The sequence below is a fragment of the Vreelandella venusta genome (assembly GCF_007989605.1).
GTDB lineage: Bacteria > Pseudomonadota > Gammaproteobacteria > Pseudomonadales > Halomonadaceae > Vreelandella > Vreelandella venusta.
In genome coordinates this window covers 132,626-153,641 of the sequence record NZ_BJUL01000009.1, presented here as the reverse complement: position 1 = coordinate 153,641, position 21,016 = coordinate 132,626, and the positions used below count along the sequence as shown (strand labels likewise).

Below are 21,016 nucleotides of genomic sequence, written 5' to 3'. Positions count from 1 at the left end.
GCAATAGCTTATTACAACAGTGCACTGTAAGCAGCTGCTTTACGATGACAAAGGTGAGTGCGCCAATGCACACCAGAAACGAAGCGTCGGAGATTTTCCGTCAGTTGGCGGAAGGTTTAGGGCGTAGCGGAAGACCTGACTTTTATACGACGCTTGTCGAGCAACTGGCTCAACTACTAGGGGTCGATCATGCGTTGATTGCGGTGGTCACCGAGCCGCATATGGCCACAACGTTGGCCGTTTGGTCAAATAACGATCATCAGGAAAATATTGCTTATCCTCTCGCTGGAACGCCTTGTGAAACGGTTGTAGGTAGAGAGCCTTGCTTGTATGCCTGCGATGTTCAGGCGCGCTTTCCTAAAGACGAGCTGCTCAGCGAACTGGGTGCAGAGAGTTACATGGGGTTGCCTCTTTTTTCACCTGATGGCTCGGCCATTGGTATCTTGGCGGTGTTAAGCAATAAACCGATGCAGCTCGACGGGCTTGAAAACGAAATCTTGCGCATTGTGGCTGCTCAAGCAGGGGCAGAACTTGGCCGCTGCCAAGCCGAGCAGGCGCTTCGTCAAAGTGAAGAGTTGGCCCGGGAGAGTGAGCGGCGTTTAAACACATTGCTTAATCACCTTCCTGGCATGGCCTACCGTTGCCTAAATGATCAACACTGGACGATGCAGCTGGTCAGCCAAGGGGCTGAGGCGCTCACGGGCTATCATCCGGATGAACTGCAAAATAACCGAGGCATCAGTTTTGTCTCCCTCATACACGAAGCCGATCAAGACCGCCTTCATCTGGCTGTAAAACAGGCAATCCAGCAGCGTAAGCCATACCGTGTGGTGTACCGATTGCGCCATCGGGACGGCAGTTACCGCTGGATGTGGGAGCAAGGGCAAGCCGTTATCAATGATGATGGGCAGGTGGCCTACCTCGAGGGCTTTATCTCAGATGTGACCGATCAACATGAATCACAGCGCGTGCAGGACGCGGTGGTACAAGTAGCCTCTACAGTTACCTCACGCGTAGGAGACGATTATTTTCACCAGTTGATCGTCACGTTAGTTACGTTATTAGAAGCAGATGCCGGGTTTATCGCGTTACTGGATCAGCCCGTTCCGCGGCCTTTGGGAACATCTAATAAGATAAACACGCTGCGGCCCGCAACTGCAGCTCATACCGTTAGTTTAGTCGCTAATGGCCAGTTAATAGATAACCAAACGTTTATGCTGCAGGGAACGCCGGCTGAACGGGTGGTCTTTGAAGTCGAGAGCGTTGTGCAAAACGGTCATGCGTTTACGCTGCCGGGAACCTCGTTCAGTACCCAGGCGTGGATAGGCCGTCGCTTGGACAATGCTAAGGGCGATGCTATTGGGGTGATGATGGTGTTTTATCAAACACCACTAAACACTAATGCGTTTGCAACTTCCGTGCTGAAAATTCTCTCTACGGGTGCGGCCGGTGAGCTTGAACGTCGCCGTGATCATCGTCACATGCAACGTCTGGCTTACACAGACAATACAACAGGATTGCCTAATCGTGCGTGCTTTATTGAGCTATTGACTAGCATGGGAAAAGAGGTCGCTAGTCAGGGTGACTCCCTTTCACTGCTGCTGCTGGATATCCGACGCTTTAAAGAGGTAAATGATTTACATGGCCACGAGGTAGGAGATCAGTTACTCGCGACCGTGGCCGAACGCTTGCGGCAAGCCAACCGATATCAAAACGCTGTCGCGCGACTTTCCAGTGATGAATTTACCGTGCTGTTGCCCAGCATTGGGGATGTTCGCCTTCAAGAAGTGGTGTTTCAGTTATGCGAAATTATCAAACGCCCTATTCAACTGGGACATCGTATTTTTAATCTCGATGTCAGTATTGGAATTGCTAGCTATCCAAGCGATGTAGCGGAGGTCGATGAGCTGTTTAATGCGGCCAGTATCGCGCTCCATCACGCAAAACGCCGTGAGAATAGCGTATGCCCCTATACGCAAGCGATGCGTCAGGCGCTGGAGCGTCGACAATGGATGACTGAGCGCCTGCATCAAGCCATTACTGAGCGACGCTTACAGCTTTATTTTCAACCGCAGTTCAGCCTTACGAGCAAAACATTAACGGGGGCTGAAGCGCTGTGCCGCTGGTTCGATCCTGAGTGGGGCTGGGTAAGCCCGAGCGAGTTTATTGCTCTGGCGGAAGAGCGTGGCTTGATCCGCAGCCTGGGAGACTGGGTGCTAGAAGAAGCAGCGCGTCAGTTAAGTGTTTGGCAGGTCGGCAATACGCCACTGCCAGGTAGGCTCTCGATCAATATTTCAGCTCAACAGTTTGCCGACCCCCAGCTAACCGCACACGTGGCTAAGCTGACTACCTGTGTACCTCCGAGCACCATTGCACTTGAACTGACTGAAAGTGATTTTATGCGTGACCCTGACCAGGCGGTCACTATTACTCAGGCGATGCGTCAAGCTGGCTACGCGCTGTTTATTGATGACTTTGGTACGGGTTACTCATCGCTCTCGTATTTACGGCGCTTTGCTGCGGACGCGTTAAAAATCGACATTTCGTTTGTGCGAGACATGCTCGATAACCACCATGATCGGGCGATTGTGCAAACCATTATCGCCATGGCTAACACGCTTGATATGAAGACCCTTGCAGAAGGCGTTGAAAATCTTGCCCAGGCTGATTTGCTCGCCAAAATGGGCTGCAGCGAAGCTCAGGGATACTGGTTTGGTCGCCCACTACCCGCCGATGAGTTTGCTGCAATGTGGTTAACCCCTTAAGCCATTTTATGGGTAAAAGAGGAGAGCAATTTCTATTCTCATCAATGGCGTCATCGTCCTGTCATCATCGTTGGCATACCCTACGCGCCGCCGAACTCGCGAAAAAAGGAGTGCCACATGCGCCTCGCTCTGTTTGATCTTGATGACACCCTCCTGGATGGAGACTGCAGCGACCGCTGGAATTTATGGATGATTGAGCAAGGGTGGATCAGTGATGCCGAGACCTTTATCGCCCGTGCCGAACAGATGCAGCAGGCTTACCACGCCGGTAAGTTAAAGCTAGAAGAGTACTTGGCAATGACCTTGGCACCGTTGCGGGGTCGCCGGGTAATCGATGTACAAAAAGAAGTTGAGCGCTTTGTCGCTACCCATTTGCAGCCGCGTATTTTTGATCAAGCCTGGCGCTGCTTGGATGCACACCGTCAGTCAGGCGATATCCTAATCCTCATTTCTGCGTCATCGCATCACCTAGTCGCGCCGATTGCGACAATGTTGGGGATTGAGCATGTGCTGGCGGTAGAGCTAAGTATTGAACAAGCGGCAAGCGGGGCAAGTTACACCGGCCATAGCAAAGGCGTGCTCTCTTACCGTGGGGGGAAAGTAGTGCGTTTTCAGCAGTGGTTAACCGAGCAAAAAATTGCCCCCAGCCATACAACGTTCTACTCAGATTCCCGCAACGATATCCCGCTGCTGCAGTATGTCGATTGCCCAGTGGCGGTTAACCCTGATCCCGTGCTGGCGGAGGTGGCTAGTGTAGAAGGGTGGCAGCGCTTAGACTGGCGGATGGCAGCGTCGACAGGCGCTTCATCGGTCAATGATTTGTCAGGAAAATCGGCGCATGCCTGATGCCTACTACTTACAGTTAACGGAACAGCTTCGTTATTTAATTACCCAGCATGCCACGCAGTGGGAAGGTAGGTTGCCCGCTGAGCGAGCCTTGGCGGAGCGCTTCTCTACGACTCGGGTGACGCTTCGCCAAGCCTTAGCGCAACTGGAAGGGGAAGGGCTCATCCATCGCAGCAATCGGCGTGGTTGGTTCATTTCACCCGCCCGGCTGGTGTATGACCCCACCCGGGATGCAGGCTTTAATGATTACGTGAGCGCCCAGGGAAGGCAACCACGCACGGCGGTTCTAAAGCTGGAAACCCGCTCACATATGACGGCTGCCCGTGCCTTGGGGCTGCCCGATGATCAGCCGTTTCATCATATTCGCCGTCGTCGCTACGTGGATGATCGCGCTGTGCTGGTGGAGTCGCTTTGGGTGGTGCCAGAGCGTGCGCCAGAGTTGCTAGACATCTACAGCGGGCAATCACTCTGGGGGTTGTTAAGAGGGCGATGGGGGCATCACTTGGCCAATCGCTCGATCCGCATGGTGTCCGAAGCGCTGTCGCCATTAGATGCAGAAGAATTACTCGTTACCCCAGGCGCGGCAGGACTCAACATTTGCCGTGCCATTTTTGATGATCAACAGCGCCCCATCGAATATGACGAAGAGCACTGGTTGCACGATTCGTTATGCATCCGTGTTGAGCTGTCGGGTCAGCAGTAGCCTAGCAAAGACAAGGGCGCTCACGAGCTCCCATCCATACGCGTACATAACAACTTAAAGAATTGGTCAAACAAGCGTCATCGCACTGTCATTTAACGACGGCAAACTCCTGGTCTATACCAAAACGCTGGGAGCCTACCATGTCGAAACTTCGCTGTTTGTTCCAACCGACTCAGACTGCAGCCGCTCTGCTTGCAACGGCTGCTGTTGCCTTCACTACTGCGGCTAGCGCCACTGAGCTAACGGTGTACACCGCCGTTGAGTCAGATGACCTGCAAAAATATGCCGAACGCTTCAATGCCGCCCATCCCGATATCACCATTAACTGGGTGCGAGACTCTACGGGGGTGATTACTGCGCGCTTGCTGGCGGAGAAAGATAATCCTCAGGCAGACGTCGTCTGGGGCTTAGCTGCTACCAGTCTGTTAGTACTTGAAGAGGAGGGTATGTTGGAACGCTATGCGCCCGCTGGCGTTGAAAATCTTGATCCAAAATTTATTGATGCCGCTTACCAGGATGGTGAAGACCCTGCGTGGGTAGGCATGGATGCCTGGGTCGCGGCCATTTGCTACAACACCATTGAAGGCGAGCGCCAGGGCGTGCCGATGCCGACTTCCTGGGAAGACCTGACCCAGCCTGAGTTTGAGGGGCATGTGATCATGCCTAACCCCAACTCTTCCGGTACCGGTTATCTGGATGTAGCCAGCTGGTTGCAGCTATGGGGCGAAGAGCAGGGCTGGGATTACATGGACCGCCTGCATAACAATATTTCCCGTTACACCCACTCTGGCTCTGCTCCTTGTAGCCTAGCGGCCACCGGTGAGGCGGTAGTTGGCGTATCGTTTGCCTTCCGCGGCGCACGGTTAAAATCCCAAGGCGCACCGATTGAAGTGATCTTCCCGCAAGAGGGGCTTGGCTGGGATATGGAAGCTGCCGCCATCGTTGCGGGTACCGCCAAACAAGAAGCTGCACAAACGCTAATGGATTGGGCCGTTTCCCGCGAGGCTAACGAGCTCTATAACGAAGGTTACGCCGTGGTGGCTTACCCCGGTGTGGCACAGCCGATTGAAAACTATCCCGCTGACATTGGCGATCGCATGATTGATGCCGACTTCCAGTGGGCCGCGGTTAACCGCGAACGTGTGCTAGCAGAGTGGCAGCGCCGCTTCGACGGCAAAACCGAACAGTAAGCACGAACAGCTGCCCCGGCCAAGGCTGGGGCTTGGAGATGTTATGCAGACCACACTGACATCGCCGCTGACGGCTCACTCGGCGGCGAAAACCCTCTCACCTTCCGCGCACCTAAGCATAGATGGTGTCACCAAGCGCTTCGGTATCTTTACCGCGCTGGACAACATTGCGCTACAGATTCAGGAAGGCGAATTTGTATGTTTTTTAGGGCCTTCAGGTTGTGGCAAAACAACCCTGTTGCGCACTATTGCGGGCTTAGCTCAGCAAACAGCAGGTAGCTTAATTCAGCGCGGCAAGGATATCTCCACGCTGCCCCCGCAGGCGCGGGATTTTGGTATCGTGTTCCAATCCTATGCGCTGTTTCCCAACCTGACGGTGTTCGACAACGTTGCCTACGGGTTATGCAACCGTCGCAGTGATCGAACGGCGATTGCTGCCCGCGTGGCGGAGTTACTTGCGCTGGTTGATCTTAGCGGTAGCGAGTATAAATATCCTGCCGCACTTTCTGGTGGGCAGCAGCAGCGGGTTGCGTTGGCGCGGGCGCTGGCTACCGAGCCTGGCCTGTTACTGCTCGATGAACCGCTCTCAGCGCTGGATGCGAGAGTACGCGGCCATTTGCGGCATCAGATCAAAGCGCTACAGGCGCGTCTTGGCGTGACCACCATTATGGTGACCCACGATCAAGAAGAAGCACTCACCATGGCGGATCGTATCGTAGTGATGAACCACGGGGTGATCGAGCAAGTGGGCACGCCTGCCGAGATCTATCACCAGCCCGCCAGCGCTTTTGTAGCGTCATTTATTGGCACCATGAACTTTCTAGAGGTGACCGCTCAGGCGAATAACCACGCGTTGCTAGGCACTACTTTATGCCCTTGCTTGCCGCACGCCTATACACAAGGCCAAGCCGCTCAACTGGCCATTCGCCCCGAAGCAGTCGCGCTTAGTGCTAGTGCCGGCGAGCTGAGCGGTGATGTCATGGGTATTGAGTTTTTAGGTGCATTCCAGCGGGTATCACTGCGCCTTAACAATACCGAACAATGGTTGCTGGCTGATGTGCCCAGCCGTGATAGCGCCACATTAGGATTACAGCTAGGGCAAACCTTAGGTGTCCATTTGCCAGCCGATGCTGCCCGTTTATATCCGGCAGGGAGCAACCAGTCATGAAGGCGAATACATTTTCAGCGACGGCAGCAGCGCCTTCGTTGGAAGCATTGATACGCCTGATCGTGCTGCTAGCGGCTGTGGCGCTGTTAGTGTTCGGCCTGCTGTTTCCGCTATTTGCAATGTTGGTGAAAAGCCTGCAAGACCGCAGCGGCGACTTTATTGGGCTGGCGAACTTTGTGCAGTATTTTCAAACGCCAGCACTGGTCAATTCGATCGCCAATTCATTGCGCGTTGCGCTCACCACGACGGTGGTCGTCGTAGGGCTCGCCTTTTTATGCGCCTACGGCATTACCCGTACCTGCATGCCGGGCAAACGGCTGTTTCGAATGTTGGCAATTTTGCCCATTTTGGCACCCTCGTTGCTACCCGCCATTAGCTTGGTTTATCTGTTTGGTAACCAGGGGTTTTTGAGCGACGTGCTGGCAGGTCATTCGATTTATGGGTCGATTGGCATTGTGATGGGCATGAGTTTCTGGATTTTTCCCCATGCGCTAATGCTGCTAACCACTGCATTGACCAATAGCGATGCACGCCTCTATGAAGCAGCAGAAGCACTAGGCACGCCGAAGTGGCGTACGTTTTTGACGATTACGCTGCCCGGGGTGCGTTACGGGCTGATTTCATGCCTGTTCGTGGTCTTTACGCTGGCGATTACCGACTTTGGTGTGCCGAAAATTATTGGCGGCCAATTCAGTGTGCTCGCCACCGATGTGTATCGCCAAGTGGTGGGGCAGCAGAACTTCCAAATGGGCGCGGTGGTTAGCGTTATGCTACTGATGCCTGCAGTGCTATCGTTCATCGTCGACCGCTGGATACAGAAACGCCAAGTGGCTCAGCTTTCGGCTCGGGCAGTACCCTGGCAGCCAACGCCTAGCCCGCTGCGAGACTGGACGTTTGCGCTACTGTGCTATTCCGTTGCGGGCATTATTCTGCTGGTCATTGGTACCGCGGTGTATGCCTCGCTCATACAGTTTTGGCCCTATAACCTGTCGTTCACGCTGCAGCATTACACCTTTCAGGGCTTAGCCGGCGGTGGTTGGGGAGCGTGGTTCAATTCCCTAAAACTGGCCTTTAGCGTCGCGTTAGTGGGTACGCTGGTGATTTTCTTCAATGCGTGGCTGATTGAAAAGAGCGAAGGCTATCGCCCGCTGCGCCAGGGCCTACATTTTATGGCCATGCTGCCCATGGCGGTGCCGGGTATGGTGCTGGGTTTGGCTTATATCTTCTTTTTCAACCAGGCAGGGAATCCCCTTAACTGGCTTTACGGCACCATGGCGATTCTGGTGCTCAATACGCTTGTGCACTTCTATACGGTGTGTCACCTCACCTCTGTCACCGCGCTGAAACAGCTCGATCCAGAATTTGAAGCCGTGGGGGCCTCGTTAAAAGTACCGTTCTGGACCACGTTTAGCCGTGTGACATTGCCGGTATCGTTGCCCGCCGTGCTGGATATTTCTGTCTACCTGTTCGTCAATGCGATGACGACAGTATCTGCGGTCGTGTTCCTCTATAACAGTGATACGCGGCTTGCTTCAGTGGCGGTGCTGCATCTGGACGAGGCGGGCTATTTTGCTAGCGCTGCTGCCATGGCTGTGCTGATTTTCCTGACCTCGCTGGTGGTTAAACTGCTCCACACGGCGCTTACTCACGTTCTCTTAAACAACGCTCAGCGTTGGCGTCAGGCGGGCTAAACAGCTCGCTACGCCAATGGCTAATATGTGCTTAAAAACTGGTATAGACCAAAATGATGAATCATTCACAAGCGCCTTACCTCTTAACCCCAGGGCCACTCACCACCTCCCACGCGACCAAAGCAGCCATGTTGCGGGACTGGGGCTCCTGGGATGACGACTTTAATCGCGTCACTGCCGATGTGCGTGCGCAACTGCTTGCCATGGCCGAGGCGGCAAGTGATGTCTATGCCTGCGTGCCGATGCAAGGCAGCGGCACGTTCGCCGTTGAAAGTGCGCTGGCCTGCGCAACCGACCCCAACGGCAAGGTGTTGGTGTTAATGAACGGCGCTTACGGCAAGCGGGCTGCTCAACTGCTCGATATGATGGGCCGCCGTTATGTGACGCTGGACAAAGGTGATTACCTACCACCGCAACCCGACGAAGTAGCGGCGCTGCTACAGCAAGATGCTGACATTACCGCTGTATTTCTAGTTCACTGTGAAACCAGCTCCGGCATTTTGAACCCGCTGGAAGCCATCGCTGAGGTGGTGCGCGATCATGGAAAAACGCTGATCGTTGACGCCATGAGCTCATTTGGAGGCGTACCGGTTAGCCTGGCAAAAACGCCTATTGATGTGCTGATTTCATCGGCCAATAAGTGCATCGAAGGCGTACCGGGCTTTGGTTTTGTGATCATTCGCCAGACGCTACTTGCTGCTGGCAAGGGGCGTGCCCACTCGCTAAGCCTGGATTTACACGCTCAGTGGGACTACATGGAACGCACCGGCCAGTGGCGCTTTACTCCGCCCACGCACACGGTGGTGGCCTTTCAAGCGGCGCTTGCCCAGCACCGGGAAGAGGGCGGCGTGGCGGGGCGCTGCGCACGTTATACCCATAACCGTGATGCGCTGGTAAAAGGCATGCGGGCGTTAGGCTTCAGCACGCTTTTAGAAGATGAGTGGCTATCGCCGATCATCACCACCTTTTTGAGTCCTAGCGACCCTGCGTTTGAATTTAAGACGTTCTATGCAGCGCTGAAGACGCGCGGTTTTTTGATCTATCCGGGCAAGTTAACTGACGTCGACAGCTTTCGCATCGGCTGCATCGGCCAATTGGATACGGCAGTGGTTGAGCAGCTACTCAGCGTTATTCAAGACGCTCTAACGGATATGAATGTTTCTCTCTTCACTGAATCAAGGAGTGCCTGATGCACTATCAATCTCCTCAATGCCTGCAGGCGGTGATTTGTGACTGGGCGGGTACGCTGGTCGATTTTGGCTCCTTCGCCCCGACCCAGATATTTGTCGAAGCCTTTGCCGAACTGGGTGTGGCGATCAGCCTAGAAGAAGCACGCGGCCCGATGGGCATGGGCAAATGGGATCATATCCACACGCTGTGCAATCAGCCTGAGATAGCCGAGCGCTTTCTCCAAGCAGTCGGCCACCTGCCGACTGATACCGATGTGACGGCACTTTATGAACGCTTTATGCCGCTGCAGATCGCTAAAATTGCCGATCACTCGGCGGTGATTCCTGGGGCGCTGGATACGCTCACTTGGTTGCGAGGGCAGGAGCTAAAGATCGGTTCGTGCTCCGGCTATCCGGCCGTGGTGATGGAAAAGGTGGTGGCGCTAGCCGCCGATAATGGCCTGAAGGTGGATCATGTAGTGGCCACCGATGAGGTACCCAACGGTCGCCCACACCCCGCCCAGGCGCTGGCCAATGTCATTGCGTTAGGCATCAGTGATGTTGCTGCTTGTATTAAGGTTGACGACACCACCCCAGGCATACTTGAAGGGCGCTGTGCAGGAATGTGGACGGTCGCACTCACTTGCTCAGGCAACGCCTTGGGGCTGAGTTATGATCAGTATCAAGCGCTAAGCGATCGCGAGCGTCATGCCGCCCACGAGCGAGTAGCCGCACAGTTTGCTCCCTCAAAACCGCACTACAGTATTGCCACTATCGCCGAGCTGCCAAGCGTTGTAGATGACATAAATGCCCGTTTACAGCGAGGAGAACGGCCTTGAGCCCAGCCGCACTGGCATTAGTACTGTTTTCGGTGTGTATGCATGCTGGGTGGAACGTGCTGGGTAAGCGCAATGCGCCGTCGCTGGCATTTTTTACCTTGGCATACGGGGCAGGCGGCGTGTTGTTGCTACCGCTGGTGTGGCTTGGGCCATCATTAGCGGCGCTACCCAATGCATTTTGGGGATGGCTGGCGCTTTCAGGGCTGTGCCAAATGCTCTATATGGGTGGCTTAGCCTGGGCTTATGCGCGTGGGGAAGTCAGTGTTCTCTATCCCATTGCTCGGGCGCTGCCAGTGGTACTTGTGCCGCTCGTATCCATTGCACTGCTCGGCAACCGCACGCTGGATGTGGTCGATGGCATTGGCATGGCTTTGGTGGTGGCGGGGGCGCTGTGCCTGCCGCTAAGCCACCCCGAGGCGCGTAGGCTATCGACCTATTTAACACCAGCCATGGGGTTTGCACTGCTGGCAGCCGCAGGCACGGTGGGCTATTCGCTGATAGATAAGCAGGCACTGGCGTTAATGCAGCTAGCCGGTCATAGCAGCTTGACCGCCGGCGCGGTGTTTATGGCGTTACAAGCAGTGATGACCTTAACCTGGGCTATCCCACTGCTGATGCTGCTACCCACGGAGCGTCGTCGGTTGCCCGCCATCCGCCGGCAAGGGCTAGTGATGCTGGTCGTCACAGGTTTAATGATGACCTGCACGTATGGTTTGGTACTCATGGCCCTGGCGCTAACCGACGAAGTGAGTTACGTGGTGGCGCTACGCCAACTCTCCATTCCGGTGGGGGTATTAATGGGTGTGTTGTGGCTAAAAGAGCCTGCATCGACGGCAAAAGCCGCTGGTACACTGATCATGTTGAGTGGGCTGCTGCTGGTGGCACTTTAAGCTCGTGCTAGCTGACCGCTTGCCAGATTAGGTTGATTCCCACCAAGAACATGGCCAGGATCACTAAGCGGTAAAATAGCACTTCGTTGACGCGGCTTTGCAGCCACAGCCCATTGCGCACGCCGATCCAAGCGACGGGTACCAACAGCAACGACGCCCAGGCGCTAGTGACATTGATTTCACCCAGCCACATATACGGCGCTAGCTTGATCGCGTTGACTACGGCAAAGGTCACCGCGCAAGTGGCAATAAAGCTCTCTTTCGATAGTTTGCGCGGCAGGAGATAAACGTTTAGCGGCGGCGCGCCCGCATGGGCCATAAAGCTAGTAAAGCCGCAGACACTTGCCGCTGGCAATGCCCAACGGGTGGAGATCGGTTGCTTGGCCACGGGCTTAAGTAGCATATAAGCGGCGAACAGCAAGGTGATAACGCCGAGGGTCAGACGTAAGCCCTGTTCGCTCAAGCTGCCAAACAGCAGCGTGCCCACCGTCACGCCGATAAACAGGCCCGGTACAAAGCGCCAGACCTCAGCGGCGTCCTGCTTGCCCCACCATGCCTTCACCGCAAAAACATCCATCACCAGCAGTAGCGGTAGCAGCAGGCCTGCCGCTTGGGTGGGGCTGATCGCCAGCGCCATGAGTGGCACCGAGAGCGTGCCGAAGCCACCCGCGAAACCGCCTTTGGAGACGCCGGTCAGATAAACGGAAAATACAATTAACACCCAAGCGATGGTGGAGTAATCGGGAAGCATAGGGCCTCTATGGTTAAAGGTAATGCACAAAAAAGCCCCGAATCAGCGGGGCCAGTTAGCATAGCATTAGATAAATGTTAGCAGGCAAATTGTGCAGCCTGTTAGGCTTTCATTAACCACTCATGGTCGGGGTCGTTGTGAAATTTCCACGCCCGCTTGGGCCCCGCCATGACATTTAAGTAGTAGAGCGAGTAGCCATGAGAAGCGCCCACCGGGTGGTAGCCCTTGGGGACCAACACGCAGCAACCGTTCTCTACCGCCATGGTTTCATCAAGGCTTCGGTCATCGGTGTAAACGCGCTGAAAGGCGAACCCTTGTTCAGGGTTAATGCGGTGGTAGTAGGTCTCTTCCAGGTAGGATTCGTGGGGTAAGTTATCCACATCGTGTTTGTGAGGTGGGTAGCTCGACCAGTTACCCGCGGGTGTGAATACTTCAACCACTAGTAGGCTATCGGCAGGCTCGGTTTCCGGCAGAATATCGTGAACATGGCGGGTATTAGTGCCTTGGCCTCGGGTGCTCTGCTTGATGTTGTCGGGGGAAATCAGCCTTGGGATGTGGTTGCCATGTCCAGGAGCAGCGCACACCGCTAGCTCTAAATCCGTGGCCGCTTCCACCGCATAGCTAACATGGTCAGGCAGATAAACCGCGTAGGGAGGGATCTGCTCAAAGATATCCATGCGCTTGCCGATGTCTTCAAAGCGGTGCTCGCCGCAGGTCACTGTGGCCCGCCCGGTGAGCAGCACCAGGCAGACTTCCTGGTTATCGCTGCTGGCCTCCAGGCGCTGGCCCTTGGCGAGTTTATGCACCCGAAAGCCAACGTACGTCCAGCCAGCAGATTCAGGAGTAACGTCAATTACGGTGCCTTGAGCATCTGGGGCGGTGGGGCGTACCAGTAGTGAAGCCATATATCGCTCCTTCTGATGGCTAGCTGCTTGGTTGACAGCTAGTCGTTGTCGATATGAAAGGTCTACACAGACCTGTCTGCGTCTGTTTACACCGAGGCGTCGAGCAGGATTTTGCGACCTTCACGCAGCGAACGCTCCGCTGCATCGGCTAGGCGCAACGCCTCTAGGCCATCTTGGGCACCTGCGAGTGGCGCACGCTTCTCTTGCCAGGCGGCGACAAAGTCGCCAATTTCAAGTTGGTAGGCTTGGGCGTAGCGCTCCAGGAAGAACCACTTGGGTTTATCCTCCACTTGTCCTGCTTCACCTGTAAAACGCAGCCGGGTATCGCTCTCGTTCTGAGCTTGCAGCATGCCCAGGCTGCCAAAGGCTTCGATACGCTGATCGTAGCCGTAGCTGGCGCGCCGCGAATTGCTGATTTGGCACAGCTTGCCACTGGCGGTGGTCAGGGTGACCATGGCGGTATCCACATCACCAGCTTCGCCAATCGCTGGGTCAATGATGCTACTACCGACGGCAAAGACGCTTTCAATGGGCTCATCAAGCAACCAGCGAGCCATATCAAGGTCATGGATCATCATGTCGCGAAATAGACCGCCCGACTCAGCTACATACTCGGCAGGCGGGGGAGAGGGGTCGCGGCTAATAATCGTCAGCGTTTCAAGTGCGCCAATACGCCCTTCGGTAATCGCTTTTTTCAATGCCGCAAACTGTGGGTCGTGGCGACGGTTAAAGCCTAACGCGCAGGTCACCGGGTGTTCACTAAGTACCTGCAGGGCATCGCGCGTGCGCGCTAAATCCAGGGCGATAGGTTTTTCGCACAGAACCGCCTTGCCTGCACGGGCGGCACGCTCCAGATACTCCGCATGAGTAGGCGTGCTTGAGGCGATCAGCACGGCATCAATCTCATCATCTGCGAAGATTTCATCCACAGAGGCTGCTCGGCTAGCGTACTGCTTGGCCAGGGCTTCTGCAGTAGGCTGATGAAAATCAGCCACAGCAACCAGCGTCACGTTTGGATGTGAGTAAATCGCCTGGGCATGCACTTTGCCGATGCGCCCAGCGCCGATAAGCGCGAGTTTCATAAGCACTCCTGTTTTGTTGTTGCTGTTGGCTTGGTGTTTATGTCTTACGTTTTTTAGTTGAGGCTTTTTCCAGGGCTTTGTCCCGGGACTTGTCTTGTCGCACGCCCAGGGCAATGGCCAAGGCTTGGGTTAAGCAGAGCGATGCGGTTAAGCCGCGAAAGCTTTTCACTTCAGCTTCGTTAACTACGAAAGCAACATCTGCGAAACGCGCCAGTGGGCTAAGGCTTGAGTCGGTAATCACCACAATGGGTAGACCGCGCTGATGGGCGTCTTCGCAGGCTTTTTGGCTCTCTTCGGCATAGGGAGAGAAGCTGATGGTCAGTAGGGCGTCGTGTTGGCTCATCGCGCGCAGTTGCTCGCCGTACATTCCCCCCAAACCACTGACCAGCAGCGCAGGTTTATCCACATGCGCCAGGGCATAGGTCATGTAGCTGGCGACCATGAAGCTACGTCGTGCGCCCATCACATGGATCGCATGGGCCTTTTCAAAAATATCTAGCGCCTTCTCTAAGCTCTCTGGATCAATGCGGCTGGGTAACTGCTCAAGCACGGCGCGGTTGGCGTCAGCGAACTCCCATAATAGTTGGGTGCTATCGGGTGTTTCTCCGGTGGCGCTGCGTACCGCACGAATTCGCTCGGTGTAGTTAGGCAACTCATCGACTAGGCGGCTGCGAAACAGCTGCTGCATTTCGGAAAAGCCCTTAAAGCCCAAGCTATTGGCCAAGCGAATTAAGGTGGATGGGGTGACATCCGCCTGTTCGGCAATTTTGGCCACGGTCGCTAAAGCAACTTCCTGAGGGTGATCAAGCATAAAACGCGCGGTTTGCTGTAAGCGTTTGCTCAGTGTGGCGTACTCAGCGGTGATCAGCGTTTCCAACTCACGGTAGCTCTGTGGTGGTTGTGGCATACAAATTCCTTCGCGTTGGCCCATCTAGCAGCCTTCTGCTTATGTACCCGTGGATATGCAGTACTGAGCAAAGTGACTCGTTGTTGTGCAGTCTAGTTGATTGGAATAAATATTCCATTTATACCAAAGTATAGAATAAATAATTTGCTATAACTGATGTTTGGAATCTATATTTCATGACGCCAAGGCATTTAATGCCACTTCCCTACCAACAACGATAACGTTATGAGGAATTATTTATGGCACGTCTATCTCAATGGCTTCTAGCCTCTGCTGCCACCACGGCATTAATGGCAGGTGCCGTACAAGCACAAGAAGAGAGCCGTTTCGTCATGGTGACCCATGGTGTTCCCTCTGATCCTTTCTGGTCGGTGGTGAAAAACGGTGCAGAAGCCGCCGCTGAAACCGTTGGGGCTAGCTTGGAGTATCGCGCACCTTCTACCTTTGATATGGCTAAGATGCAGCAACTTGTAGAAGCCGCAGTGGCATCTGGTCCTGATGGGTTGATTCTCTCTTTTACCGATGAAAATGCCTTGGGTGGCGCTGTGCAAAATGCTGTCGATAACGGCATCCCCGTCATCACCATTAACTCCGGTGGCGACGTGGCTCGGGATTATGGTGCCCGGCTGCACGTTGGGCAGAGTGAGTATGAAGCCGGTAAGCAGGCTGCTGAACGCATGCAGGAGATGGGCGTTGAGAAAGGCGTCTGCGTTAATCATGAACAAGGCAACCAAGGACTTGACCAACGCTGTGATGGTTTTGTCGACGGCTTCGATGGCAATGCTGAGCAGCTAGCGACCACTTACGACCCCACCAATATTCGTAATGCCATTGTCGCTTACCTTAACGAGAACAGTGATGTGCGAGGTGTATTGACCTTGGGGGCATTGGCCGCTGATCCGATGATTCGGGCCATGCGTGAGCAGGGGGCAACCGATATGTTCACCCTGGGTACTTTTGATCTTTCACCCGGTATTTTGGAAGCCTTGGATGCGGGTGAGCTGGACTTTGCGATCGACCAACAGCAGTACATGCAGGGCTACCTACCTGTCATGTTCCTAGATCAGTTCGTCAAGAACGGTCTGCTGCCCGCAGGGGATGTTGCCACCGGACCAGGATTTGTGACCCAAGAAAATGCTGCCCAGGTCATTGAGCTGAGTAGTCAGGGCATCCGCTGATAACTACCTAATCGGAACAGGCTCGGCGGTGTCGAGCCCTTGGGAGTCGATCGCTATGAATTCCACTGAAACGAAACCATCGGCTGCGCCAGCAGCGGCTGATCAAGATGAGCGCATCCAGAGAGTCTCTTTCTGGAAGAAAGCGCTGAATCGCCCGGAGCTGGGGGCGCTGGCCGGTGCGGTATTGGTGCTTGCCTTCTTTATTGCTGCCTCCAGCGGCACCGGGATGTTTACTCCTGCGGGTATTATTAATTTTCTTGAAGTCGCCGCTCAGCTGGGCATTATCGCCACGGCAGCTGCATTGCTGATGATCGGCGGAGAATTTGATCTGTCAATTGGCTCGATGATTGGCTTGGCGGGCATTCTAATTGCCATCCCTGCGGTGGAGTATGGCTGGCCGCTATGGGCCGCAATTTTATTGGCGTTCGCCTGTGCGGGTTTGGTGGGCTGGATTAACGGTAATCTAGTCAATAAAACAGGCTTGCCGTCATTTATCGTTACCCTGGGCTTCCTGTTCATTCTGCGCGGCTTAGCCATCGGGATCAGTCGGTTATTGACGGGGCGTACTCAGGTAGGAGGAGTGCAGGAGCATATCCCCGGAGATTGGTTTGCGGCGCTTTTCTCTGGAGAAGTCGCTACGGGCCTATTTAGCTGGATGGCAGAAAATGGCTGGATGGCGACCAACTTTGCGGGTAACCCCACGGTTACCGGTATTCCCGTCTCGATTGTCTGGTGGCTAGGCTTAACCGCTGTAGCGACTTGGGTGCTGCTTTGCACGCCTTATGGCAACTGGATATTCGCTAGCGGTGGCGATGCCAATGCAGCACGCAACTCAGGCGTTCCCGTCCAGCGTGTCAAGATTTCACTGTTCATGTTCACCGCTTTCTCCGCCACCATCTTTGCCTGCATACAGGTAATGGATACCGGCTCGGCGGACACCATTCGCGGCCTGCTAAAAGAACTGGAAGCCATTATTGCGGTGGTAATTGGCGGCGCTTTGCTAACCGGTGGTTATGGGTCTGCCATTGGTGCGGCGCTGGGGGCACTGATCTTTGGCATGGTGCAAATGGGCATCTTTTACACCGGTGTTAATACCGACTGGTTCCAGGTTTTCCTCGGCGTGATGTTGCTGGTGGCGGTGCTATTCAACAATTACATGCGCAAAAAGGCGATGGAGGCCAAATAACATGACCACACGTACGCCAATGATTGAAATGCGCAGTGTCAGCAAACACTTCGGCAGTGTTATCGCCTTAAGCGATATCTCGATGCAGGTCTACTCAGGTGAGGTTATGTGCCTGCTAGGGGATAACGGTGCTGGCAAATCAACGTTGATTAAAACTCTTTCCGGTGTTCACCAGCCTACCCACGGTGAAATGCTATTGGATGGCAAACCCGCTCGTTTCAAGTCCCCTGCTTATGCATTAGACGCTGGTATCGCGACCGTTTTCCAGGATCTGGCGATGGTGCCATTGATGTCGATTACCCGTAACTTTTTTATGGGGCGCGAACCGACGGTGGGCTGGGGGCCTTTAAAGCGAATTGATTGGAAGTATGCCGACCGGGTAGCCAAAGAGGAAATGGCTAAAATCGGTATTGATGTACGCGACCCAAGCCAGCCGGTGGGCACGCTTTCCGGTGGGGAGCGCCAGTGTGTGGCGATTGCTCGTGCTGTCTACTTTGGTGCCAAAGTACTGATTCTGGATGAGCCTACGTCCGCGCTTGGGGTTAAGCAGGCGTCTGTTGTACTGCGCTACATTGCCAAAGCCCGCGCCGATGGCCTAGCGGTTATCTTTATTACCCACAACGTCCACCATGCTTACCCAGTGGCCGATGCGTTCACCCTATTATCACGCGGCGGTAGTTTGGGTTCCTTCCGCAAAGAAGAAGTCAGCCGCGAAGAAGTGCTCAATATGATGGCGGGGGGCGCTGAGCTTGAAAGCCTGGATGCAGAGCTTGCGGAATTCCAGCGGGAGGATAAAGCCAAGAAAGCCAGCTTAGCCGGTCAAGATACTCAGCCTGTCGATGCAAGCAGTGCGGAGCAATCTTCACCGCGAGCGGCAAGCGGTTATTAAGGAAGCGTGATGAATAAGTTGACCCCATCATCACCGTTCACGCTGGCTGTCTGTGCTGAAATGATCTTCTGCGATTTGCCGGTACTGGAACGCGTTAAGCGTATCTCTGAACTGGGCTTTCAAGTCGAAATCTGGGACTGGACGAAGCACGACATTGATGCGCTGGCCAATAGCGGGGCGACGTTTTCGTCCATGACCGGCTATGTCACCGGCACCCTGGCAGATGCCCCCGGAGCAGATGAATTGCTACGCACCGCCGCTGAGTCGGTCGAGGTAGCAAAGCGCCTAGGCATTCCGCGCCTTAACCTTCACGGCACCGGGCTAGATGGTAATGGGTTGCCCGTTCAGCCTTGCCAGCAGATGACGGGCGCTATGTGGCTAAAAGCCCGCGAAACGCTCAATCGGCTGGCAGATCTCGGCGAGCAGCACGGTGTCACCTTCGTACTTGAAAACCTTAATACCGAGGTTGATCACCCCGGCGTGCCGTTTGCTCGCCTGGAAGATGTGCTTGCGCTGGTGGAGAGTATCGACCGGCCTAGCTTGCGCATCATGCTAGACGTTTATCACGCCCAAATTGGCGAAGGTAATCTGATTGAATTGATTCGCCGCTGCGGGCCGTACATTGGTGAAGTGCAGGTAGCCGATGTGCCTGGGCGCTGCGAACCGGGGACTGGCGAGATTAACTACCCGGCCATTGCTCAAGCGCTGAACGACATAGGCTATCGCGGCACGGTGGGGTTAGAAGGCTGGGCCTCTGGCGATGACGGCCTAGCCCTTGATCGATTCCGTGCTGCCTTCTCACTTTAGGTACGCCTCATCGATAGCCACCCAAGACGCTTTGATGCCCAGCGCCCTCTTTTGCCCGATACCACGAATTTGTGACGTGGGGAGACATTTATGCTGAATAACAATAGTCAACACCGGCCGCTTGATCTGATTTGCCTGGGACGTGTGGCGGTCGACCTGTACGCCGAGCAGATTGGCAGTCGTTTAGAAGACGTGGCGAGCTTTGCCAAGTACCTAGGTGGTAGCTCGGGCAATATGGCTTACGGTACCGCTCGTTTGGGATTGAAGTCTGCCATGCTCTCGCGGGTAGGGGATGAACAAATGGGCAACTTTGTTCGCGAGGAATTAGCACGAGTGGGGGTGGATACCTCCGCGCTACAAACCGACCCCGAACGCCACACCGGCTTGGTGCTGCTGGCGTTAAAAGATCGCGAAAGCTTCCCGCTGCTATTTTACCGCCGCGACTGTGCCGATATGGCCATCGACGCCGATGCTATCGACCCTGAATTTATCGCTCGGGCCAAGGCGCTGGCGATTACCGGCACCCACCTTTCTACCGATACCACTCGCCGGGCGTGCCGCAAAGCACTGGACGCTGCCGCCCAGTATGGCGTGAAGCGAGTGCTGGATATCGATTACCGCCCCGTGCTGTGGGGGCTGACCAACCCCGGCGATGGCGAAACCCGCTTTATCGCCGATGCAACCGTGACCACCGACCTGCAGCGCTGGCTGCCAGATTTTGACCTGATTGTGGGCACCGAAGAGGAGTTTCATATTGCCGGTGGCAGCACCGACACCTTAACGGCCCTGCGCGCGGTGCGTGAGGTTAGCCAGGCGACCCTGGTATGCAAGCTGGGCCCCATGGGCTGTGTCGTATTTGAAGGGGCGATTCCTGACCGCATTGAAGATGGCATTCTGGTCAAGGGCGTTCAGGTCGAAGTACTCAATGTACTGGGCGCTGGCGATGCCTTTATGAGTGGGCTGCTACGTGGCTGGCTACGCAATGAATCCTGGCAAACCAGTGCCAGCTATGCCAATGCCTGCGGCGCGCTGGTGGTCTCCCGCCACGGCTGTGCCCCCGCCATGCCCACCGAAGACGAGTTATTTGATTACTTGGCGCGCCGGGCTGAGGTACCCCGCCCGGATATCGATCAACGCCTGAATCATCTGCACCGCGTCACTACCCGGGTGCCCGTTCAATGGCCCGAAGTGTTGGGGTTGGCATTTGATCATCGTCGCCAGCTCACCGATATGGCCCGCGCAGAGCATGCCAGCTGCGCGCGGCTGCCAGCACTCAAAAAACTCTTAGTCACCGCCGCTGAAGAGGGCGCTAAGCTGGGCGGTATCTCCACTCCCGCGATCCTGGTTGATGACGTGCTGGGTCAGGACGCGCTCAATCATGCCAGTGGAAAAGGCTGGTGGATTGGTCGGCCGGTAGAGCTGCCAGGCTCACGCCCGCTGCGTTTCCAGCATGGCGATGACTTAGGCGCTTGCCTGCGCAACTGGCCTAGAGAGCAGATCATTAAATGCTTGGTGTTTTACCACCCTGACGATGAACTCTCACTACGCCTAGAGCAGGAGGAGCGTCTGCGTCAGCTCTATCAAGCGGCCTGTGCTTATGGGCTAGAGTTGCTGATTGAGATAATCCCACCCGCTGATATGCCAAGTGATAACACGACGCTACCGCGCAGCCTTCAGCGGCTCTACAACCTAGGCATTCGCCCAGACTGGTGGAAGCTACCTGCCATGTCAGATGCAGCTTGGAAAGCGGTGGGCGAGACCATTGAGCGTGAGGATGCTTACTGCCGTGGGGTTGTACTGCTCGGGCTCGACGCCCCTATGGACGACATGAAACGCGGCTTTGAAGCAGCTGCCAATCATGCCTGCTGTAAGGGGTTTACCGTTGGCCGCACGCTATTTGCCAGTGCGAGTCGTGATTGGCTGGCCGGACGTATCGACGACGCTAGCTTGGTAGAGCGCGTCGCCCAGAACTATGCCGAACTGATAACGGCGTGGCGGCAATTAAGGCAGGCGCAGCCGCACACGCTGGCCCATACCGAGGAGGCGTAAG

18 protein-coding genes are annotated in these 21,016 nt (G+C 55.2%); 14 read left to right on the top strand and 4 right to left on the bottom strand.

Features of this window, described 5'->3' with window-relative positions; genetic code table 11:
- Positions 1-65: 65 nt before the first annotated feature.
- From HVE01_RS12305 to HVE01_RS12265, 9 genes are all read left to right on the top strand, one after another.
- Positions 66-2,765 (top strand): bifunctional diguanylate cyclase/phosphodiesterase, encoded by a 2,700-nt coding sequence (locus HVE01_RS12305; RefSeq protein ID WP_146944437.1) that lies wholly within the window; start codon positions 66-68, stop codon positions 2,763-2,765.
- A 117-nt stretch (positions 2,766-2,882) separates the two neighbouring features.
- Positions 2,883-3,611, top strand: coding sequence for an HAD family hydrolase (locus tag HVE01_RS12300; protein ID WP_146944435.1), 729 nt, complete (start codon positions 2,883-2,885; stop codon positions 3,609-3,611).
- Positions 3,604-4,314, top strand: coding sequence for a UTRA domain-containing protein (locus HVE01_RS12295; protein ID WP_146944433.1), 711 nt, complete (start codon positions 3,604-3,606; stop codon positions 4,312-4,314). Before HVE01_RS12300 ends, HVE01_RS12295 begins: the two co-directional genes overlap by 8 nt.
- A gap of 140 nt (positions 4,315-4,454) precedes the next feature.
- Positions 4,455-5,504 (top strand): putative 2-aminoethylphosphonate ABC transporter substrate-binding protein, encoded by a 1,050-nt coding sequence (locus HVE01_RS12290; RefSeq protein ID WP_146944431.1) that lies wholly within the window; start codon positions 4,455-4,457, stop codon positions 5,502-5,504.
- A 43-nt stretch (positions 5,505-5,547) separates the two neighbouring features.
- Positions 5,548-6,672: a putative 2-aminoethylphosphonate ABC transporter ATP-binding protein gene (locus HVE01_RS12285; protein WP_146944429.1), complete on the top strand. Its 1,125-nt coding sequence runs from the start codon at positions 5,548-5,550 to the stop codon at positions 6,670-6,672.
- Positions 6,669-8,363, top strand: coding sequence for a putative 2-aminoethylphosphonate ABC transporter permease subunit (locus HVE01_RS12280; RefSeq protein ID WP_146944427.1), 1,695 nt, complete (start codon positions 6,669-6,671; stop codon positions 8,361-8,363). The genes HVE01_RS12285 and HVE01_RS12280 overlap by 4 nt, the downstream gene beginning before the upstream one ends.
- 53 nt (positions 8,364-8,416) lie before the next feature.
- The gene (locus HVE01_RS12275; RefSeq protein WP_146944425.1) at positions 8,417-9,553 is read left to right on the top strand and encodes a 2-aminoethylphosphonate--pyruvate transaminase; all 1,137 of its coding nucleotides are present in this window, start codon (positions 8,417-8,419) and stop codon (positions 9,551-9,553) included.
- On the top strand, positions 9,553-10,371 hold the full coding sequence (phnX, locus tag HVE01_RS12270) for a phosphonoacetaldehyde hydrolase (RefSeq protein ID WP_146944423.1): 819 nt from the start codon (positions 9,553-9,555) through the stop codon (positions 10,369-10,371). Before HVE01_RS12275 ends, phnX begins: the two co-directional genes overlap by 1 nt.
- The gene (locus HVE01_RS12265) at positions 10,368-11,261 is read left to right on the top strand and encodes an EamA family transporter (protein WP_146944421.1); all 894 of its coding nucleotides are present in this window, start codon (positions 10,368-10,370) and stop codon (positions 11,259-11,261) included. The genes phnX and HVE01_RS12265 overlap by 4 nt, the downstream gene beginning before the upstream one ends.
- A 7-nt stretch (positions 11,262-11,268) precedes the next feature.
- Here the strand turns inward: HVE01_RS12265 and HVE01_RS12260 are convergent, their stop codons facing one another.
- The 4 genes from HVE01_RS12260 to HVE01_RS12245 form a co-directional block, all read right to left on the bottom strand.
- Positions 11,269-12,012, bottom strand: a complete 744-nt coding sequence (locus tag HVE01_RS12260; RefSeq protein ID WP_125752106.1) for a sulfite exporter TauE/SafE family protein — start codon at positions 12,010-12,012, stop codon at positions 11,269-11,271.
- 101 nt (positions 12,013-12,113) lie between these two features.
- Positions 12,114-12,917 carry a 5-deoxy-glucuronate isomerase gene (gene iolB / locus HVE01_RS12255; RefSeq protein ID WP_146944419.1) on the bottom strand — a complete coding sequence of 268 codons (804 nt, stop codon included), beginning with the start codon at positions 12,915-12,917 and terminating at the stop codon, positions 12,114-12,116.
- Positions 12,918-13,003: 86 nt separating this feature from the next.
- A complete protein-coding gene (iolG, locus tag HVE01_RS12250) occupies positions 13,004-13,999 on the bottom strand; it encodes an inositol 2-dehydrogenase (protein WP_146944417.1) in 996 nt (331 codons plus the stop codon).
- Between the two features lie 37 nt (positions 14,000-14,036).
- Positions 14,037-14,906, bottom strand: a complete 870-nt coding sequence (locus HVE01_RS12245) for a MurR/RpiR family transcriptional regulator (RefSeq protein ID WP_146944415.1) — start codon at positions 14,904-14,906, stop codon at positions 14,037-14,039.
- Positions 14,907-15,145: 239 nt separating this feature from the next.
- Between HVE01_RS12245 and HVE01_RS12240 the strand changes: the two genes are divergently transcribed.
- From HVE01_RS12240 to HVE01_RS12220, 5 genes are all read left to right on the top strand, one after another.
- Positions 15,146-16,084, top strand: coding sequence for a sugar ABC transporter substrate-binding protein (locus HVE01_RS12240; RefSeq protein WP_125752094.1), 939 nt, complete (start codon positions 15,146-15,148; stop codon positions 16,082-16,084).
- 55 nt (positions 16,085-16,139) lie between these two features.
- A complete protein-coding gene (locus tag HVE01_RS12235) occupies positions 16,140-17,270 on the top strand; it encodes an ABC transporter permease (protein WP_125752091.1) in 1,131 nt (376 codons plus the stop codon).
- 1 nt (position 17,271) lies between these two features.
- Positions 17,272-18,159 carry an ATP-binding cassette domain-containing protein gene (locus HVE01_RS12230; RefSeq protein WP_125752088.1) on the top strand — a complete coding sequence of 296 codons (888 nt, stop codon included), beginning with the start codon at positions 17,272-17,274 and terminating at the stop codon, positions 18,157-18,159.
- 9 nt (positions 18,160-18,168) lie between these two features.
- Positions 18,169-18,966, top strand: coding sequence for a TIM barrel protein (locus tag HVE01_RS12225; protein WP_146944413.1), 798 nt, complete (start codon positions 18,169-18,171; stop codon positions 18,964-18,966).
- A 90-nt stretch (positions 18,967-19,056) separates the two neighbouring features.
- Entirely contained in the window at positions 19,057-21,015 is a 1,959-nt protein-coding gene (locus tag HVE01_RS12220) for a bifunctional 5-dehydro-2-deoxygluconokinase/5-dehydro-2-deoxyphosphogluconate aldolase (protein WP_146944411.1), read from the top strand.
- Position 21,016 lies beyond the last annotated feature (1 nt).

Excerpts from the sequence above, each read along its gene's own strand:
- HVE01_RS12305 (WP_146944437.1), top strand. The coding sequence starts at position 66 with ATGCACACCAGAAACGAAGCGTCGGAGATTTTCCGTCAGTTGGCGGAA.
- HVE01_RS12300 (WP_146944435.1), top strand. The coding sequence starts at position 2,883 with ATGCGCCTCGCTCTGTTTGATCTTGATGACACCCTCCTGGATGGAGAC.
- HVE01_RS12295 (WP_146944433.1), top strand. The coding sequence starts at position 3,604 with ATGCCTGATGCCTACTACTTACAGTTAACGGAACAGCTTCGTTATTTA.
- HVE01_RS12290 (WP_146944431.1), top strand. The coding sequence starts at position 4,455 with ATGTCGAAACTTCGCTGTTTGTTCCAACCGACTCAGACTGCAGCCGCT.
- HVE01_RS12285 (WP_146944429.1), top strand. The coding sequence starts at position 5,548 with ATGCAGACCACACTGACATCGCCGCTGACGGCTCACTCGGCGGCGAAA.
- HVE01_RS12280 (WP_146944427.1), top strand. The coding sequence starts at position 6,669 with ATGAAGGCGAATACATTTTCAGCGACGGCAGCAGCGCCTTCGTTGGAA.
- HVE01_RS12275 (WP_146944425.1), top strand. The coding sequence starts at position 8,417 with ATGATGAATCATTCACAAGCGCCTTACCTCTTAACCCCAGGGCCACTC.
- phnX (WP_146944423.1), top strand. The coding sequence starts at position 9,553 with ATGCACTATCAATCTCCTCAATGCCTGCAGGCGGTGATTTGTGACTGG.
- HVE01_RS12260 (WP_125752106.1), bottom strand. The coding sequence starts at position 12,012 with ATGCTTCCCGATTACTCCACCATCGCTTGGGTGTTAATTGTATTTTCC.
- iolB (WP_146944419.1), bottom strand. The coding sequence starts at position 12,917 with ATGGCTTCACTACTGGTACGCCCCACCGCCCCAGATGCTCAAGGCACC.
- iolG (WP_146944417.1), bottom strand. The coding sequence starts at position 13,999 with ATGAAACTCGCGCTTATCGGCGCTGGGCGCATCGGCAAAGTGCATGCC.
- HVE01_RS12245 (WP_146944415.1), bottom strand. The coding sequence starts at position 14,906 with ATGCCACAACCACCACAGAGCTACCGTGAGTTGGAAACGCTGATCACC.
- HVE01_RS12240 (WP_125752094.1), top strand. The coding sequence starts at position 15,146 with ATGGCACGTCTATCTCAATGGCTTCTAGCCTCTGCTGCCACCACGGCA.
- HVE01_RS12235 (WP_125752091.1), top strand. The coding sequence starts at position 16,140 with ATGAATTCCACTGAAACGAAACCATCGGCTGCGCCAGCAGCGGCTGAT.
- HVE01_RS12230 (WP_125752088.1), top strand. The coding sequence starts at position 17,272 with ATGACCACACGTACGCCAATGATTGAAATGCGCAGTGTCAGCAAACAC.
- HVE01_RS12225 (WP_146944413.1), top strand. The coding sequence starts at position 18,169 with ATGAATAAGTTGACCCCATCATCACCGTTCACGCTGGCTGTCTGTGCT.
- HVE01_RS12220 (WP_146944411.1), top strand. The coding sequence starts at position 19,057 with ATGCTGAATAACAATAGTCAACACCGGCCGCTTGATCTGATTTGCCTG.